Consider the following 15,381-nt stretch of genomic DNA (forward strand, 5'->3'; position numbering starts at 1 on the left):
TTATTGTCGCAGGCGGCGGATTATAGGGCCGGCGCAGCGCCGAGCAACGCGCGGCCGTAGCCTTCGATGAACTCCACCGGCATGCGCTTGGGCCGGCCGCTGGACAGTTCGATGCAGACGAAGGTGGTGCGGGCGCGCAGCAGGGTCACGCCGTCGGCCGGGCGCACCAGTTGGAAGCGGCGGTCCATGCGCAGCTTCTGGTCGGACTCGACGATCCAGGTGGCCATCTGCAGTTCCTCACCTTCGTAGGCGGCGGCGAGGTAGTCGATTTCGTGACGCACCACCGCCATGGCGCGGTCGAGCCGGCGGTATTCGGCCAGGTCCAGGCCCAGGCGCTGCGAGTGGCGCCAGGCGCAGCGCTCCAGCCAGCTCACGTAGACGGCGTTGTTGGCGTGGCCGAGGCCGTCGATGTCCTCGGCGTTCACGCTGATGTCGATGACGAAGGGGTCGGGCAGGTCCCAGGCCATGCACTTGCTCCAGTCCGGGGCCGGGTCCGGGACCCGGCCGCATGATCGAAGCCGGCAGTTTACAGGGCTCGGCGGCGTCCCGCCCCTCCCCTGTCGTCAGGAGGCCAACGCCATGGGCAGCAGATACTGTTCTTCCTGGCCTTCCAGCAGCGCCAGCACGGCGTCGCTCAGGCGCGGGTCGGCCAGCACGCGCTGGTGGCCGCCGCCTTCCAGGCGCAACAGGCGGCTGCGCGGCCAGGCCGCATGGATGTCCAGCGCATCCGCCACGGGCACTTGCGGGTCATCCTCGGCGTGCACCACCAGCCCGGGCATATTCAGCGTGTAGCGGCTGACGTCCAGTTGCGCCGCCGGCATGCCGGTGTAGGCCTCGACCTGACGGATGAAGCGGTGCCTCGCCTCGGCCGGCAGCCCCATGAAGCCGGCGAAGCGACGCAGCACGGAGATGACCCGGCTCGGCGCGGCAATGCTGACCAGTGCCTCGGTGCGCAGCCCCATCTGCGTCGCCAGCAGGGCGCTGGCGCCGCCCATGGAATGGCCGATCACCGCGCGCAGCGGCGGCAACTCGCTGGCCGCTTCCAGCAAGGCACGGGCGAACAGCAACGGATGGGCCTCACGCCCCGGCGAACGGCCATGGGCCGGGCCATCCAGCGCCACCACGGCGTAGCCGGCGCCGACCAGTTCGCGGATCAGGTGGGCGAACTGCGTCGGCCGCCCTTCCCAACCGTGCATCAGCAGTACCGCCGGCCCCTCGCCCCAGCGCAGCGCGGAGAGACCGAAGCGCAGGGTGATGCGCTCGGAACTGGCCAGCAGCGGCAACTCCCAGTCGCGCGGCTGCAGCGCCCGCGGCGTCATGAAGACTTCACGCATGCGTCGCGCCGCCCATTCCGGCGCCACACGCCCCAGGGTGGCGTTGACGCCACGGATCCAGGTCAAGCTGCTCATTGCCAGGCCCTCCTTCGAGGTCTCAATCCACCGCTTTCTTGGCGGCACGCAGGACACGGTCGGACAGGTCGCTCGGGCCCAGGGCCCGCGCCAATGCCAGTCCGCCCACCATCAGGGCGATGTCGGCGAGCACGGTGTCGGCGTCCTCGGGACGCTCGGCCAGCTCGGCGACCATGAGTTCGAGGTGTTCGGCCAGGGCTTCGTGGAAGCTCTCCGGCAGTTGCGCCATGTCGCCCAGGGAACTGGGGATGGGGCAGCCCGGCTCCTCGCTGTCGCGGTGCTTGCGCGACAGGTAGAAGGCCGCGACCAGTTGCCGGCGCTCGCTGAACGGCATGTCCGGGTCGAAGTGCTTGAGCTTGGCCCGGCGCGAAGACAGCAGGTGGCGGAAGGCCTCCAGCATCAGCGCATCCTTGCTCTGGAAGTGCGCGTAGAAGCCGCCGACGGTCAGCCCGGCGGCGCCCATCACCTCGGCCACGCTCGGCTCCAGCGGCCCGCGGCGGACCAGGGCATCGGCGGCCGCGCAAAGAATGCGCTCACGGGTCTGGGCCTTCTTCTCGCCCAGGCCTTTTTCGTTGCTGCCGGTCTTCGGGCTCATGACGCACTCCAAAAATATTATGAGTGAAATATTATGCTCATAATAAAAATCGGCAAGCGACGATGGCGACCGCTGGTCGGGCGAGAAGATTTTCGAAAGGGGAAAAAACAAAAGGCCACTCGAAAATTGAGTGGCCCTATAGGCCCCGCAGAGCGGGAAAATTGGCGTCCCCTAGGGGACTCGAACCCCTGTTACCGCCGTGAAAGGGCGGTGTCCTAGGCCACTAGACGAAGGGGACGTATCCTTCGAGGAAATCCGCGCCTGGCGGACTCTGGCGATTTGGTGGAGCTAGACGGGATCGAACCGTCGACCTCTTGCATGCCATGCAAGCGCTCTCCCAGCTGAGCTATAGCCCCAGATGACTCTGGCGGACGACGCGAACGCATCGTCGCTGGAATAAGTGGCGTCCCCTAGGGGACTCGAACCCCTGTTACCGCCGTGAAAGGGCGGTGTCCTAGGCCACTAGACGAAGGGGACGCAAACCTTCGATTTTCGGCTCCGCCCCGAAGCGGCGAAACCTACTGGTAATTTGGTGGAGCTAGACGGGATCGAACCGTCGACCTCTTGCATGCCATGCAAGCGCTCTCCCAGCTGAGCTATAGCCCCAAAGTACCGCTACATCTACCGTTCCGCTTCGCCCTGTCGTTCAGTTCGTCGCTGGAACGGGGCGCATCTTAGGGGCGGGAGGTAACCCTGTCAACAAGAATTTTCGACTTTTTTAAATTTTTTCTCCCAAAGAACAATCACTTAGCAAAGGAGCCCAGCTTCCCCTCCCCTGCGCCGCACCTTCGGCCCCTTAAGCCGCGGCCCGGCCCCAGGGATTATGGACATGAAAAAGGCCGGGCGCCCGGAGGCGGCCGGCCTTTTGTCAGGCGGGCTCCGTCAGCCGGCGATGGCGTCGCGGATCTTCTCCCACTCCTTGGCTTCCTTCTTCGACGCCCCGCCCAGCAGTTCCAGGGCCTGGCGCAGGCGATAGCGCGACAGGTCGGCGCCGAGGATTTCCATGGCGTCGAGCACCGACACCGAGCTGGCGTGGCCGGTGATGGCCGGGAACATCAGCGGCATGACGTCGCGCAGCTTCAGGCCCAGGTGTTCGGCGACGGCCTGGATGGTCGCGGTGATGCGCTCCTTCTCCCACTGGCGCAGCGCTTCGAGCTTCCACAGCACCAGTTGCAGGACCTGGCGCACCTGGGTGGCGTCGAGCTTCTTGTGCTCGAACAGCTTGGCGTCCAGCGGCACGCCGCCGCTGAAGAAGAAGCCAGCCAGCGGGGCGATCTGGCTGAAGTTCTCCACCCGGCCCTGGACGTGGGGGGCGATCTTCATCAGGTACTCGGGGTTGAGCGCCCACTTCTGCACTTCGCGGGCGAACTCCTCCACCGACTGCTCGCGGATCCACTGGCCGTTCAGCCAGGACAGCTTCTCCATGTCGAAGATCGGCCCGCCGAGGGACACGCGGGACAGATCGAAGTTGTCGATCATCTCCTGCAGGCTGAACTTCTCGCGCTCGTCGGGCATCGACCAGCCCATGCGGCCCAGGTAGTTCAGCAGCGCCTGGGGCAGGAAGCCCATGCGCTCGTAGAAGGTGATGGAGGTGGGGTTCTTGCGCTTGGACAGCTTGCTCTTGTCCGGGTTGCGCAGCAGCGGCATGTAGCAGAGCACCGGCTGCTCCCAGCCGAAGTACTCGTACAGCTTGATCAGCTTGGGCGCCGAGGGCAGCCACTCTTCGCCGCGCAGCACATGGGTGATGCCCATCAGGTGGTCGTCGACCACGTTGGCCAGGAAGTAGGTGGGCAGGCCGTCGGCCTTCATCAGCACCTGCATGTCCATGCGGTCCCACGGAATCTCGACGTCGCCGCGAAGCATGTCCGGGACCACGCAGACGCCTTCGGTCGGCACCTTCATGCGCACCACGTGGGATTCGCCGGCGGCGATGCGACGCTGCGACTCTTCTTTGGGCAGGTGCATGCAGTGGCCGTCGTAGCGCGGGGTTTCCTTGCGCGCCTGCTGTTCGGCGCGGATGGCGTCCAGGCGCTCGGCGGAGCAGAAGCAGGGGAAGGCATGGCCCTTCTCCACCAGCTCGTCGCTGTACCGCTTGTAGATGGCGCCGCGCTCGCTCTGCCGGTACGGGCCGTGCGGGCCGCCGACGTCCGGGCCTTCGTCCCACTCGATGCCCAGCCAGCGCAGGGCGTCGAAGATCTGCTGTTCCGACTCGCGGGTGGACCGCACCTGGTCGGTGTCCTCGATGCGCAGGATGAACTTGCCGCCGTGCTGGCGGGCGAAGCACAGGTTGAACAGCGCGATGTAGGCGGTGCCGACGTGCGGGTCGCCGGTAGGGGACGGCGCGATGCGGGTGCGGACAGTGGTCATGAAAGCTCTCGTGAAAACCGGAATGAAAGATGCGGACCGCGGCCCGCATTCATGGGTGCGATGTTATCAGGCGCGCCGCCCCCGGCTCCAGCCGATGGGCTTCGTCGATGGGCAGGCGGTGGATCAGGTAGTCGAGGAAGGTCTTCACCTTCATGGCCTGGAAGCGCCGCGAGGGATAGACCGCATAGAGTTCGCCGATGGGCAGCTGCACCTCCGGCAACAGGCGCTCCAGGCGGCCGCTTTCCAGCGCCACATCGACGATCAGCTCCGGCAGCGAGGCGATGCCCGCCCCGGCCAGCACCGCCTCGCGGGCGAAGGAGATGTTGTTGCAGGACAGCACGCGCTGGCAGGGCACGCTCTCGTTCAGCAGCGGCCAGTAGCGTTGCGAGTCCTGCGCCAGCAGCACCGCGCGGTGCCGCGCCAGGTCCTCGACGTGCAGCGGCCGCCCGTGTTGCTGCAGGTAGCCGGGGCTGGCGCACAGGCAGCGGCTGGTCACCAGCAGGCGGCGGGCGATCAGCGTCGAGTCCTCCGGCTGGCCGACGGTGATGGCGATGTCCACGCCCTCCTCCAGCGGATCGACGGTGCGCGAGCTGAGCTCCACTTCCGCGGTGATCTGCGGATAAAGACGCATGAAATCGCCGAGCACTTCAGCCAGGTACAACTGGCCGAACTCGATGGGCGCGGTGATCCGCAGCAGGCCCGAAGGCTCCTGCTGCAATTGCATCACCGCCTGCTCGGCCTCGGCGAAGTCGAGCATGATCTGCCGGCAGCGGTCGTAGTAGGCCTGCCCCACCTCGGTCAGCCGCAGCTTGCGCGTGGTGCGGTTGAGCAGGCGCACGCCCAGGCGCTCTTCCAGCAGCGCGATGCGCCGGCTGACCGTGGACTTCTGCATGCCCAGGCTGTGGGCGGCCTGGGTGAAACTGTGGAATTCCACGACGCGGGTGAAGATCAGCGCATCATCCAGCCCCATTATTGTTCCTTATAAACAACAAAGTTTCCGAATTGTAGCGACTGCGCCCCGGCCGGGAACACTGTTACATTGCCGGGAAAAATTCTGCCAAACAAACGCTCGTTTATCATGCCCGCACAATTGAAACGCCGCCTGAGCATCTTCTTCGTCATTTTCTGCCTGGTCGCCCTGGCGTTCCTGGGCCGCTGGTACTTCATCGGCCGCTTCCAGGAAACCACCGACAACGCCTACGTCCAGGGCGAGATCACCCGCATCGCCAGCCAGTTGGGCGCGCGCATCGACCAGGTGCTGGTCACCGACAACCAGCACGTGGAAAAAGGCCAACTGCTGGTCAAGCTGGAGGATGCCGACTTCCGCCTGGCCCTGGACCGCGCCAAAGCAGCCCTCGCCACCCACGAGGCGGAGTTGGCCCAGGCGCGCAGCAAGCTCAAGGGCCAGGGCAGCATGATCGCCGCCAGCGAGGCCGACCTGAACGCCACCCAGGCCACCTTCGGCCGTACCCAGATCGACCTCAACCGCGCCCAGACCCTGCGCAAGCCCGGCTACGTTTCCGAGGAGCGCGTCACCACCCTGACCGCCGACTCCCACGTGGCCCGCTCGCAGGTGGCCAAGGCCCAGGCCGACCTGCAGGCCCAGCGCATCCAGATCGACGCCCTGAACGCCGACATCAAGCGCCTGCAGGCGCAGATCGACGCCTCCCGGGCGGAAATCGCCCAGGCCGAGATCAACCTGGCGCGCACCGAACTGCGCGCCCCCGTCGCCGGCCTGGTCGGCCAGCGCAGCGCGCGGGTGGGCCAGTACGTGCAGGTCGGCAGCCAGCTGCTGGCGCTGGTGCCCGACGAAGGCATCTGGGTGCAGGCCAACTTCAAGGAAACCCAGGTCGGCCACATGCGCCCCGGGCAGAAGGCCCGGCTGGTCCTCGACAGCTTCCCCGACACCCCCATCGAAGGCTGCGTGGACAGCCTCTTCGCCGCCTCCGGCGCCCAGTTCAGCCTGCTGCCGCCGGACAACGCCACCGGCAACTTCACCAAGGTGGTGCAACGCATCCCGGTGAAGATCACCTTCGCCGCCGACAACCCACTCAAGGGCCTGATCCGCCCGGGCATGTCGGTCGAGGCCGAGGTGCAGCTCGGTGAGCGCTGACGTCCTCGTCCGCCCCGCCGGGGAGCCCACCCGGCGCGACTGGATCGCCGTGCTCTCGGCGATGCTCGGCGCCTTCATGGCGGTGCTGGACATCCAGATCACCAACTCCTCGCTGAAGGACATCCAGGGCGCGCTGGCCGCGACCCTGGAGGAAGGCTCGTGGATCTCCACCTCCTACCTGGTGGCCGAGATCATCATGATCCCGCTCACCGCCTGGCTGGTGCAGCTGCTGTCGGCGCGGCGCCTGGCGGTGATGGTGTCGATCGGTTTCCTGTTCTCCTCGCTGCTGTGTTCCTTCGCCTGGAACCTGGAGAGCATGATCGTGTTCCGCGCCGTGCAGGGTTTCACCGGCGGCGCGCTCATCCCCCTGGCCTTCACCCTGAGCCTGCTCAAGCTGCCGGAGCACCACCGGCCCAAGGGCATGGCGCTGTTCGCCATCACCGCCACCTTCGCGCCGTCCATCGGCCCCACCCTGGGCGGCTGGCTGACCGAGAACTTCGGCTGGGAATACATCTTCTACATCAACATCCCGCCGGGGCTGCTGATGATCGCCGGGCTGCTCTACGGCCTGGAGAAGAAGGCGCCGCACTGGGAACTGCTCAAGAGCACCGACTACGCCGGCATCGTCACCATGGCCATCGGCCTGGGCTGCCTGCAGGTGTTCCTCGAGGAAGGCCACCGCAAGGATTGGCTGGAGTCGAACCTGATCGTCGCCCTGGGCAGCATCGCCCTGGTCAGCCTGATCCTCTTCGTCATCCTGCAGACCTCGCGGCCCAACCCACTGATCAACCTGGGCATCCTGCGCAACCGCAACTTCGGCCTGGCGAGCATCTCCAGCATCGGCCTGGGCATGGGGCTGTACGGCTCGATCTACGTGCTGCCGCTGTACCTGGCGCAGATCCAGGGCTACAACGCCATGCAGATCGGCGAGGTGATCATGTGGATGGGCGTGCCGCAGCTGTTCCTCATCCCGCTGATCCCCAAGCTGATGAAAATCATCGAGCCGCGCCTGCTGTGCGCCCTGGGCTTCGGCCTGTTCGGCCTGGCCAGCTTCAGCTCCGGGGTGCTCAACCCGGACTTCGCCGGCCCGCAGTTCAACCAGATCCAGCTGCTGCGCGCCCTCGGCCAGCCGATGGTGATGGTGACCATCTCGCTGATCGCCACCGCCTACCTGCAGCCGCAGGACGCCGGCTCCGCCTCCAGCCTGTTCAACATCCTGCGCAACCTCGGCGGCGCCATTGGCATAGCCCTGCTGGCGACGCTGCTGGATAGCCGCGCCAAGGTCTATTACGACTACCTGCGCGAAGCGGTGGTGCCGATGAATGGCGCGGTGGAAGAGCGCCTGGCGCAACTGGCCGCGCAACTGGGCAGCCAGCAGGCGGCGCTGGGCGAAGTGAGCGTGATCGTCCACCAGCAGGCGGCGATCATGGCCTACAACGACGCCTTCCACGCCATCGGCATCGTCCTTGCCGTGAGCATGCTCGCCGCCTTGCTGACCCGCCCCCTGCCCGCGGGCCTGGGCGCCCAGGCTGGAGCCGGAGCCGGCGCGCACTGAGCCCCGCGGTGGAGGTCAGCCGACCTCCACCAGGCGTTCGCGCAGCTTGTGGATTTCGTCGCGCACCGCGGCGGCGGCTTCGAACTCCAGGTCCCGGGCCAGCTGGTACATCTTCTCTTCGAGCTGGCGGATGCGCTTGCCGATCTCGTTCGGCGAGCGCAGTTCGCCCTCGTAGCGCCCGCTCTCCTCCGCCACCTTGGCCACGCCGCGGCGCTTGCCCTTGGCGCCCGGCACGCTGGCGCCTTCGAGGATGTCCTTGATGTCCTTCTTCACGCCCTTGGGCACGATGCCGTGCTGCTCGTTGAAGGCGATCTGCTTGTTGCGCCGCCGCTCGGTCTCGTCCATGGCGCGCTGCATCGAGCCGGTGACGTTGTCGGCGTAGAGGATCGCCTTGCCGTTGAGGTTGCGCGCGGCGCGGCCGATGGTCTGGATCAGCGAGCGCTCGGAGCGCAGGAAGCCTTCCTTGTCGGCGTCGAGGATGGCTACCAGGGACACCTCGGGCATGTCCAGGCCCTCGCGCAGCAGGTTGATGCCCACCAGCACGTCGAAGGCGCCGGTGCGCAGGTCGCGGATGATCTCCATGCGCTCGACGGTGTCGATGTCCGAGTGCAGGTAGCGCACGCGCACGTCGTGGTCGCCCAGGTAGTCGGTGAGGTCCTCGGCCATGCGCTTGGTCAGGGTGGTGACCAGCACGCGCTCCTCGCTGGCCACGCGCAGGCGGATTTCCGAGAGCAGGTCGTCGACCTGGGTGGAGGCCGGGCGCACTTCGATCTGCGGGTCGACCAGGCCGGTGGGCCGCACCACCTGCTCGATCACCCGCCCGGCGTGCTGCTCTTCATAGGGGCCGGGCGTTGCCGAGACGAAGATGGTCTGCGGGCTGATCGCCTCCCACTCCTCGAAGCGCAGCGGCCGGTTGTCCAGCGCCGAGGGCAGGCGGAAGCCGTATTCCACCAGGGTTTCCTTGCGCGAACGGTCGCCCTTGTACATGGCGCCGACCTGGGGAACGCTGACGTGGGATTCGTCGATCACCAGCAGCGAGTTGGCCGGCAGGTAGTCGTAGAGGGTCGGCGGCGGCTCGCCGGGGCCGCGCCCGGAGAGGTAGCGCGAGTAGTTCTCGATGCCGTTGCAGTAGCCCAGTTCGAGGATCATCTCCAGGTCGAAGCGGGTGCGCTGCTCCAGGCGCTGGGCCTCCACCAGCTTGTTGTTGGTGCGCAGGTAGTCCAGGCGCACCTTGAGCTCTTCCTTGATCTGCTCCACCGCCTGCATCAGGGTTTCCCGCGGCGTCACGTAGTGGCTCTTGGGGTAGAAGGTGAAGCGCGGCAGCTTGCGGATCACCTCGCCGGTCAGCGGGTCGAAGGCGGATATGCTCTCCACCTCGTCGTCGAACAGTTCGACACGGATGGCCTCCAGCTCGGATTCCGCCGGGAAGATGTCGATCACGTCGCCGCGCACGCGGAAGCTGGCGCGGGCGAAATCCATGTCGTTGCGGGTGTACTGCAGGCTGGTCAGGCGGCGCAGCAGCTCGCGCTGGTCCATGCGGTCGCCGCGGTCCAGGTGCAGGACCATCTTCAGGTAGGACGCCGGGTCGCCCAGGCCGTAGATGGAAGACACGGTGCAGACGATGATCGCGTCCTCGCGCTCCAGCAGGGCCTTGGTCGCCGACAGGCGCATCTGCTCGATGTGGTCGTTGATCGACGAGTCCTTCTCGATATAGGTATCGGAGGACGGCACGTAGGCTTCGGGCTGGTAGTAGTCGTAGTAGGAAACGAAGTATTCCACCGCGTTGTGCGGGAAGAAGGTCTTGAACTCGCCATAAAGCTGCGCGGCCAGGGTCTTGTTCGGCGCCAGGACCATGGTCGGGCGCTGCACCTGGGCGATGACGTTGGCGATGCTGAAGGTCTTGCCGGAGCCGGTCACCCCCAGCAGCGTCTGGTGCGAAAGGCCCGCTTCCAGGCCCTCGACCATCTGTCGGATCGCCTCGGGCTGGTCGCCCGCCGGCTTGAAGCGCGAATCCAGTTGGAATGTCGACATGGGAACCTCGCTGTGGGGTGTGACGCGGGCACGGCTGCGGCGTCAAACCAGGCGAAAGCATGCGCGATCAACTCGCCGCCTGCCATAGAGGCCTATATAATACCGGCCCGTCGACGCATCCCCCAGCGCCGTGCGCGGGGGGTTGCAATTGCATCTTCACTCCCGCCTTAGAGCTGCTGCCAAAATGAGTCTGTTCTCCGCTGTCGAAATGGCCCCCCGCGACCCCATCCTGGGCCTGAACGAAGCTTTCAACGCCGATACCCGCCCGGGCAAGATCAACCTGGGCGTTGGCGTGTACTACAACGAAGAGGGTCGCCTCCCGTTGCTGCGCGCGGTACAGGCCGCGGAGAAAGCCCGCATCGAAGCACACGCTCCGCGCGGCTACCTGCCGATCGAAGGCATCGCCGCCTATGACCAGGGCGTACAGAAGCTGCTGTTCGGCGCCGACTCCGAGCTGCTGGCCGAAGGCCGCGTGGTCACCACCCAGGCCGTGGGCGGCACCGGCGCGCTGAAGACCGGCGCCGATTTCCTCAAGCGCCTGCTGCCCAACGCCACCGTGGCCATCAGCGACCCGAGCTGGGAAAACCACCGCGCGCTGTTCGAGGCCGCCGGCTTCCCGGTGCAGAACTACCGCTACTACGACGCCGCCAGCCACGGCGTGAACCGCGCCGGCCTGCTGGAAGACCTCAACGCCCTGCCTTCGCAGTCCATCGTGGTGCTGCACGCCTGCTGCCACAACCCGACCGGCGTCGACCTGAGCCTGGACGACTGGAAACAGGTGCTGGACGTGCTCAAGGCCAAGGGCCACGTGCCCTTCCTCGACATCGCCTACCAGGGCTTCGGCGACGGCATCGACGAAGACGCCGCCGCGGTGCGCCTGTTCGCCCAGTCCGGCCTGAACTTCTTCGTTTCCAGCTCCTTCTCCAAGTCGTTCTCGCTGTACGGCGAGCGCGTCGGCGCGCTGTCGGTGGTCACCAACAGCCGCGAGGAATCCGCCCGCGTCCTGTCCCAGGTCAAGCGCGTGATCCGCACCAACTACTCCAACCCGCCGACCCACGGCGCCAGCGTCGTCTCCACCGTGCTCAACAGCCCGGAACTGCGCGCCCTGTGGGAAGAGGAACTGGGCGAAATGCGCAGCCGCATCCGCAACATGCGCGTCGCCATGGTCGAGCAACTGGCTGCCCTGGGCGCCAAGCGCGACTTCGGCTTCGTCGCCCAGCAGCGCGGCATGTTCTCCTACTCCGGCCTGACCGCCGAGCAGGTGGAACGCCTGAAGAACGAGTTCGGCATCTACGCCGTCGGCACCGGCCGCATCTGCGTCGCCGCGCTGAACAACGGCAACCTGGAAACCGTCACCCGCGCCATCGTCCAGGTGCTCTGAAAAAAATCGGGGAAGTCATCGGCAGAATGTTGACTTCCCCTTTTTAATCAGTAAGATACGCTCCGTTGTTCCGCGATAGCTCAGTCGGTAGAGCAAATGACTGTTAATCATTGGGTCCCTGGTTCGAGTCCAGGTCGCGGAGCCAAATTCAAAAGCCCTCGGTATATGCCGGGGGCTTTTTCTTTGCGGGGGGCTCCCTGGACTCTCGCCAGGGACTACGTCCCAGGTGATACCCCCTTCGGGGCCGCGCTGAAGCGCGTTCGGCTCACGCCGTCGAGTCCAGGTCGCGGAGCCAAATTCAAAAGCCCTCGGCATATGCCGGGGGCTTTTTCTTTGTGGCTCCGCCAGACTCTCGCCAGGGAGTGCGTCCGTCCTCCCTTCACTGCCTCCGCCCCGCAGCAGCCCTCGACAGAGCCGATGACGGAACGCCGGGACCGGCCTAGGCCGCCCCGGCCAGCAGACTCTCATAGGGGATATTCAAGCCATCATGCAGGCGCTTGATCATCGCCAGGCTGAGGCCACGCTTGCGATTCAGCACCTCCGAGACACGGCCGCTGCTGCCGATGAAAGGTTCCAGGTCGCGCGGCGTCAGCCCTCGCTGCTCCATGCTGAACTTGATGGCCTCGACGGGATCGGCCGGGCCTATCGGGTAGTGCTTGTTCTCATACGCCTCGATCAGCGTCACCAGCACTTCCATTTCGTCGGCCTCAGCCGTGCCCTCCTCCGCCTGGAAGATGGATTCCAGGCGCTGGAAAGCCGCGCGCAGGTCCTCGTCGTTTCGGATGGGCCTAATATTCATTCACCGTCTCCACGTCTATCTGGTCGTACCGAGCATGAGTGCCGATGAACTTCACCCAGGCGATGCCGCAGCGGTACTGCATCTCCACAACCAGGCGATACTTGTTGCCGCCGATGTTGAACACCACGCGGTTGTTGCCGCAGATGCTCGCGCTGCCGAATTGATTCTTCACGTCCTGCGGAGTCTTCCATTCAGCATTGATCGCCGCGTCGTACCAACTCTCCAAAGGGGCCTTGGTATCTTCCTGGCCAGGAATCCCCCAGAACTTCACCAGCGTGCTCTTTGCAATAACTCGCATCTGCCTCACTTCTCCCATATCGGGAGATTCTAGATCGAGAGCCGGCCATCTGCCAAGAGCGGCCTCTCCCGTCCCATCTCTCCCGCAGACATCAACCCCGAGCCCGCTGGTGCAGGCTCTCTGCTTGCCCTGAGAACAGCACTGGTTCGTCGCCTGGACGCCTCCAGCGCCAGACACCCTCGGCCTGTCCTCCCAGGGTGATCGCCCCATGCCCACTGCTGGCCAGGGTCAAGCGTCATCCCGCCTGCGCAACGAAAAAAGGCCGGTCCCCCCGGACCGGCCTTTCCATCGCGGAGTGCCTCAGTCGAGGCTGATCGCCTCCCGGTTGCTCTCCAGGATCGCCTTGCCGATGCCCTTCACTTCCAGCAACTGATCCAGGCTGGTGAAGGGGCCATTGGCCTGCCGATAGGCCACTATGGCTTCGGCCTTGGCCTTGCCGATCCCCTTGAGCCGCTTTTGCAGCGTATCTGCGTCCGCCGTGTTGAGGCTGACCAGCCCTTCCTGCTCGTCGTGCACGGTGACCGTCGCCGGCGTCAGCTTCTCCGGCGCGGGAGCGGCGGCAGCCATGCCCGACAGGGAAAGGGAGGAAAGCACGACCAGCAGTAGCGCGAATGCCTTATGCATGAACAACTCCTTTTAGTCACTGGGTATGGCGAGCCAGAACGGGCTCGCCATTCACCTTTAGCGACAGGAGCGGGGCAAGGGGAAGAAGGGAAAATCACACTTTGAATGAATCAGGAGCTTCCTCGCCGATTGGACGAAGAGCCCCTCCTGCAACAAGGCAGTGTCCGACCGAGCACCGGTATCGGTCTGTCAGGGCTCCATACGACGCTGCTGGTGGACCAGGTCGACGATGTCGCCATCCGGGCAGTAGCCGTTGACCGTCTCGCGCAGCAGCATGCGCACCTGGGCGTAGTCACCCCGCTCCACCGCCTTCAGCAGCGAGACCAGCACCGTCTTGAACGCCTCCCAGGGCAGCATTTCCTCGTTCGCCTTCATGATCATCGGGTGCTCGGTGGCGCCTACCTCATCGCCGATCAGCAGCTCCTCGTAGAGTTTCTCGCCGGGACGCAAGCCACTGAACTCGATGGCGATGTCGCCGTGGGGCGAACTCTCCGAGCGCACGCTGAGCCCGGAAAGGTGGATCATCCGCTGGGCCAGCTCGAGGATTTTCACCGGCTGGCCCATGTCGAGCACGAAGACGTCGCCGCCGCGCCCCATGGAGCCCGCCTGGATCACCAACTGCGCGGCCTCGGGAATGGTCATGAAGTAGCGGGTGATCGCCGGATGGGTGACGGTCACCGGGCCGCCACGCTTGATCTGCTCGCGGAACAGCGGGATGACCGAGCCGGACGAGCCCAGCACGTTGCCGAAACGCACCATGGTGAAGCGAGTCTTGTTCACATGGTGAACCCCGGTCTTGTCGCCGAAGAGCACCGGCGCGGGCTCCTGGCTGAGCGCCTGGAGGATCATCTCGGCCAGGCGCTTGGTCCCGCCCATGACGTTGGTCGGTCGCACGGCCTTGTCGGTGGAGATCAGCACGAAGTTCTGCACGCCGGCCTGGATCGAGGCCTGGGCCGCATACAGCGTCCCCAGGACGTTGTTCAGCACCCCTTCGGAAATATTGTGCTCGACGATGGGCACATGCTTGTAGGCAGCCGCGTGGTAGACGGTGTTGATCTTCCAGCTACCCAGCACCTCCAGCAGCCGCTCGGCGCTGCGTACCGAGCCCAGGATGGGCACGAGCTGCACCGGCAGGGATTGCCGCCGGACGCGCTGCTCCAGTTCCTGGTGGATGCGGTAGAGATTGAACTCGCAGTGTTCGAACAGCACCATCACCGTGGGCCCGCATGGCAGGATCTGGCGGCACAGTTCCGAACCGATGGAGCCGCCCGCCCCGGTGACCATCACCGCCTGGCCGCGGATGCAGTGCTCCAGCAGCTCCTTGCGCGGCGCCACCGGGTCGCGCCCCAGCAGGTCGGCGATGTCCACTTCCTGGATGTCGTCCACCTTCACCCGACCGTTGGCCAGGTCGATGATGCCGGGCACGCTGCGCACGTGCAGCGGATAGGGTTCGAGCAGACCGAGGATCTCACGACGGCGCGCCCGCGAGGCGGAAGGAATCGCCAGGAGGATTTCCTGGGCCCCGGTCTCTTCGATCATCTGCTGGATATGCTTGGGCTTGAACACCCGCAGACCGGCGATCACCCGGTTGGCGATCTCGTCGTCGTCGTCGATGAAGGCCACCGGCCGCATCACCCGCCCCATGCGCAGCGCGGCGACCAGTTGGTTACCCGCGGTGCCGGCGCCGTACACCGCGACCTTGATCAGGCCGTCATCCTGCTTGAGGAAGGGCACGACCTGGATCGCGCTGTACCAGTCGCCCATGAAGTACTGGCGCATGGCCAGGCGCAGGCCGCCGACCATCAGCAGGCTCAGCCACCAATAGTTGAGCACCAGGGAACGCGGCACCGCCTCGACGACCGAGCGGTTCCAGTAGACCACCAGCGAAAGCACCAGGGCCGAAATGGTCACCGCCTTCCAGATGGCGATCAACGCATCGTTGCCCAGGTAACGCATGACCGCCCGGTACATGCCGAAGCGGATGAACAGCGGTATCGCGATCAAGGGCGCGGCGATGAACAGCCAGGCATGCACACGGAAGGGATAGGTCAGGTCATCCGTGCCCAGGCGCACCACGAAAGAAAGCCACAGGGCCAGCCAGACCAGGAACACGTCCGTGACGACCTGCAGCATTCGCTTGTAACGTCGGGGCAACCTCAGCAGGCGCTCTCGCAACATATCCATTCATCCTTCCCAGTCCGGGAGCGCA

General features: G+C 65.6%; 13 protein-coding genes and 5 tRNA genes. 4 read left to right on the forward strand and 14 right to left on the reverse strand.

The genetic code is table 11. From position 1 onward, the window contains the following. Positions 1-20: 20 nt before the first annotated feature. From IG194_RS05545 to IG194_RS05585, 9 genes are all read right to left on the reverse strand, one after another. Entirely contained in the window at positions 21-467 is a 447-nt protein-coding gene (locus IG194_RS05545; protein WP_058490814.1) for an acyl-CoA thioesterase, read from the reverse strand. Between the two features lie 96 nt (positions 468-563). Beyond that, positions 564-1,409, reverse strand: coding sequence for an alpha/beta fold hydrolase (locus tag IG194_RS05550; protein ID WP_058490816.1), 846 nt, complete (start codon positions 1,407-1,409; stop codon positions 564-566). Between the two features lie 22 nt (positions 1,410-1,431). Next, entirely contained in the window at positions 1,432-1,971 is a 540-nt protein-coding gene (locus IG194_RS05555; protein ID WP_043267950.1) for a TetR/AcrR family transcriptional regulator, read from the reverse strand. A gap of 195 nt (positions 1,972-2,166) precedes the next feature. Continuing rightward, positions 2,167-2,242: transfer RNA gene (locus IG194_RS05560), tRNA-Glu, on the reverse strand. A gap of 42 nt (positions 2,243-2,284) precedes the next feature. Then, a tRNA-Ala gene (locus IG194_RS05565) sits at positions 2,285-2,360 on the reverse strand. Positions 2,361-2,405: 45 nt separating this feature from the next. After that, positions 2,406-2,481, reverse strand: a tRNA-Glu gene (locus IG194_RS05570). A 53-nt stretch (positions 2,482-2,534) separates the two neighbouring features. Further along, positions 2,535-2,610 (reverse strand) — tRNA-Ala (locus tag IG194_RS05575). A gap of 276 nt (positions 2,611-2,886) precedes the next feature. After that, positions 2,887-4,371: a glutamate--tRNA ligase gene (gene gltX / locus IG194_RS05580; RefSeq protein ID WP_009621034.1), complete on the reverse strand. Its 1,485-nt coding sequence runs from the start codon at positions 4,369-4,371 to the stop codon at positions 2,887-2,889. Between the two features lie 49 nt (positions 4,372-4,420). Beyond that, positions 4,421-5,341, reverse strand: a complete 921-nt coding sequence (locus tag IG194_RS05585) for a LysR family transcriptional regulator (protein WP_009621033.1) — start codon at positions 5,339-5,341, stop codon at positions 4,421-4,423. A gap of 108 nt (positions 5,342-5,449) precedes the next feature. On the opposite strand from IG194_RS05585, the gene IG194_RS05590 reads away from it, so the two are divergent. Then, positions 5,450-6,484 carry an HlyD family secretion protein gene (locus IG194_RS05590; RefSeq protein WP_058490818.1) on the forward strand — a complete coding sequence of 345 codons (1,035 nt, stop codon included), beginning with the start codon at positions 5,450-5,452 and terminating at the stop codon, positions 6,482-6,484. A gap of 49 nt (positions 6,485-6,533) precedes the next feature. After that, the gene (locus tag IG194_RS05595) at positions 6,534-8,039 is read left to right on the forward strand and encodes an MDR family MFS transporter (RefSeq protein ID WP_141679792.1); all 1,506 of its coding nucleotides are present in this window, start codon (positions 6,534-6,536) and stop codon (positions 8,037-8,039) included. A 15-nt stretch (positions 8,040-8,054) separates the two neighbouring features. Here the strand turns inward: IG194_RS05595 and uvrB are convergent, their stop codons facing one another. Then, positions 8,055-10,070, reverse strand: coding sequence for an excinuclease ABC subunit UvrB (gene uvrB / locus IG194_RS05600; RefSeq protein ID WP_009621030.1), 2,016 nt, complete (start codon positions 10,068-10,070; stop codon positions 8,055-8,057). Positions 10,071-10,254: 184 nt separating this feature from the next. On the opposite strand from uvrB, the gene IG194_RS05605 reads away from it, so the two are divergent. Next, a complete protein-coding gene (locus IG194_RS05605; RefSeq protein WP_009621029.1) occupies positions 10,255-11,451 on the forward strand; it encodes an amino acid aminotransferase in 1,197 nt (398 codons plus the stop codon). Between the two features lie 69 nt (positions 11,452-11,520). Further along, positions 11,521-11,596: transfer RNA gene (locus IG194_RS05610), tRNA-Asn, on the forward strand. A 294-nt stretch (positions 11,597-11,890) separates the two neighbouring features. Here the strand turns inward: IG194_RS05610 and IG194_RS05615 are convergent. The 4 genes from IG194_RS05615 to IG194_RS05630 form a co-directional block, all read right to left on the reverse strand. Further along, positions 11,891-12,250 (reverse strand): helix-turn-helix domain-containing protein, encoded by a 360-nt coding sequence (locus IG194_RS05615; RefSeq protein ID WP_009621028.1) that lies wholly within the window; start codon positions 12,248-12,250, stop codon positions 11,891-11,893. Beyond that, positions 12,240-12,548 (reverse strand): type II toxin-antitoxin system HigB family toxin, encoded by a 309-nt coding sequence (locus tag IG194_RS05620; RefSeq protein WP_043313611.1) that lies wholly within the window; start codon positions 12,546-12,548, stop codon positions 12,240-12,242. The genes IG194_RS05615 and IG194_RS05620 overlap by 11 nt, the downstream gene beginning before the upstream one ends. Before the next feature lie 300 nt (positions 12,549-12,848). Continuing rightward, positions 12,849-13,172, reverse strand: coding sequence for a ComEA family DNA-binding protein (locus IG194_RS05625; protein WP_058490822.1), 324 nt, complete (start codon positions 13,170-13,172; stop codon positions 12,849-12,851). Between the two features lie 189 nt (positions 13,173-13,361). Continuing rightward, the gene (locus tag IG194_RS05630) at positions 13,362-15,356 is read right to left on the reverse strand and encodes a polysaccharide biosynthesis protein (RefSeq protein WP_058490824.1); all 1,995 of its coding nucleotides are present in this window, start codon (positions 15,354-15,356) and stop codon (positions 13,362-13,364) included. Positions 15,357-15,381 lie beyond the last annotated feature (25 nt).

The organism is Pseudomonas sp. ADPe, assembly GCF_014843515.1.
GTDB classification, from domain to species: Bacteria; Pseudomonadota; Gammaproteobacteria; order Pseudomonadales; family Pseudomonadaceae; genus Pseudomonas; species Pseudomonas citronellolis.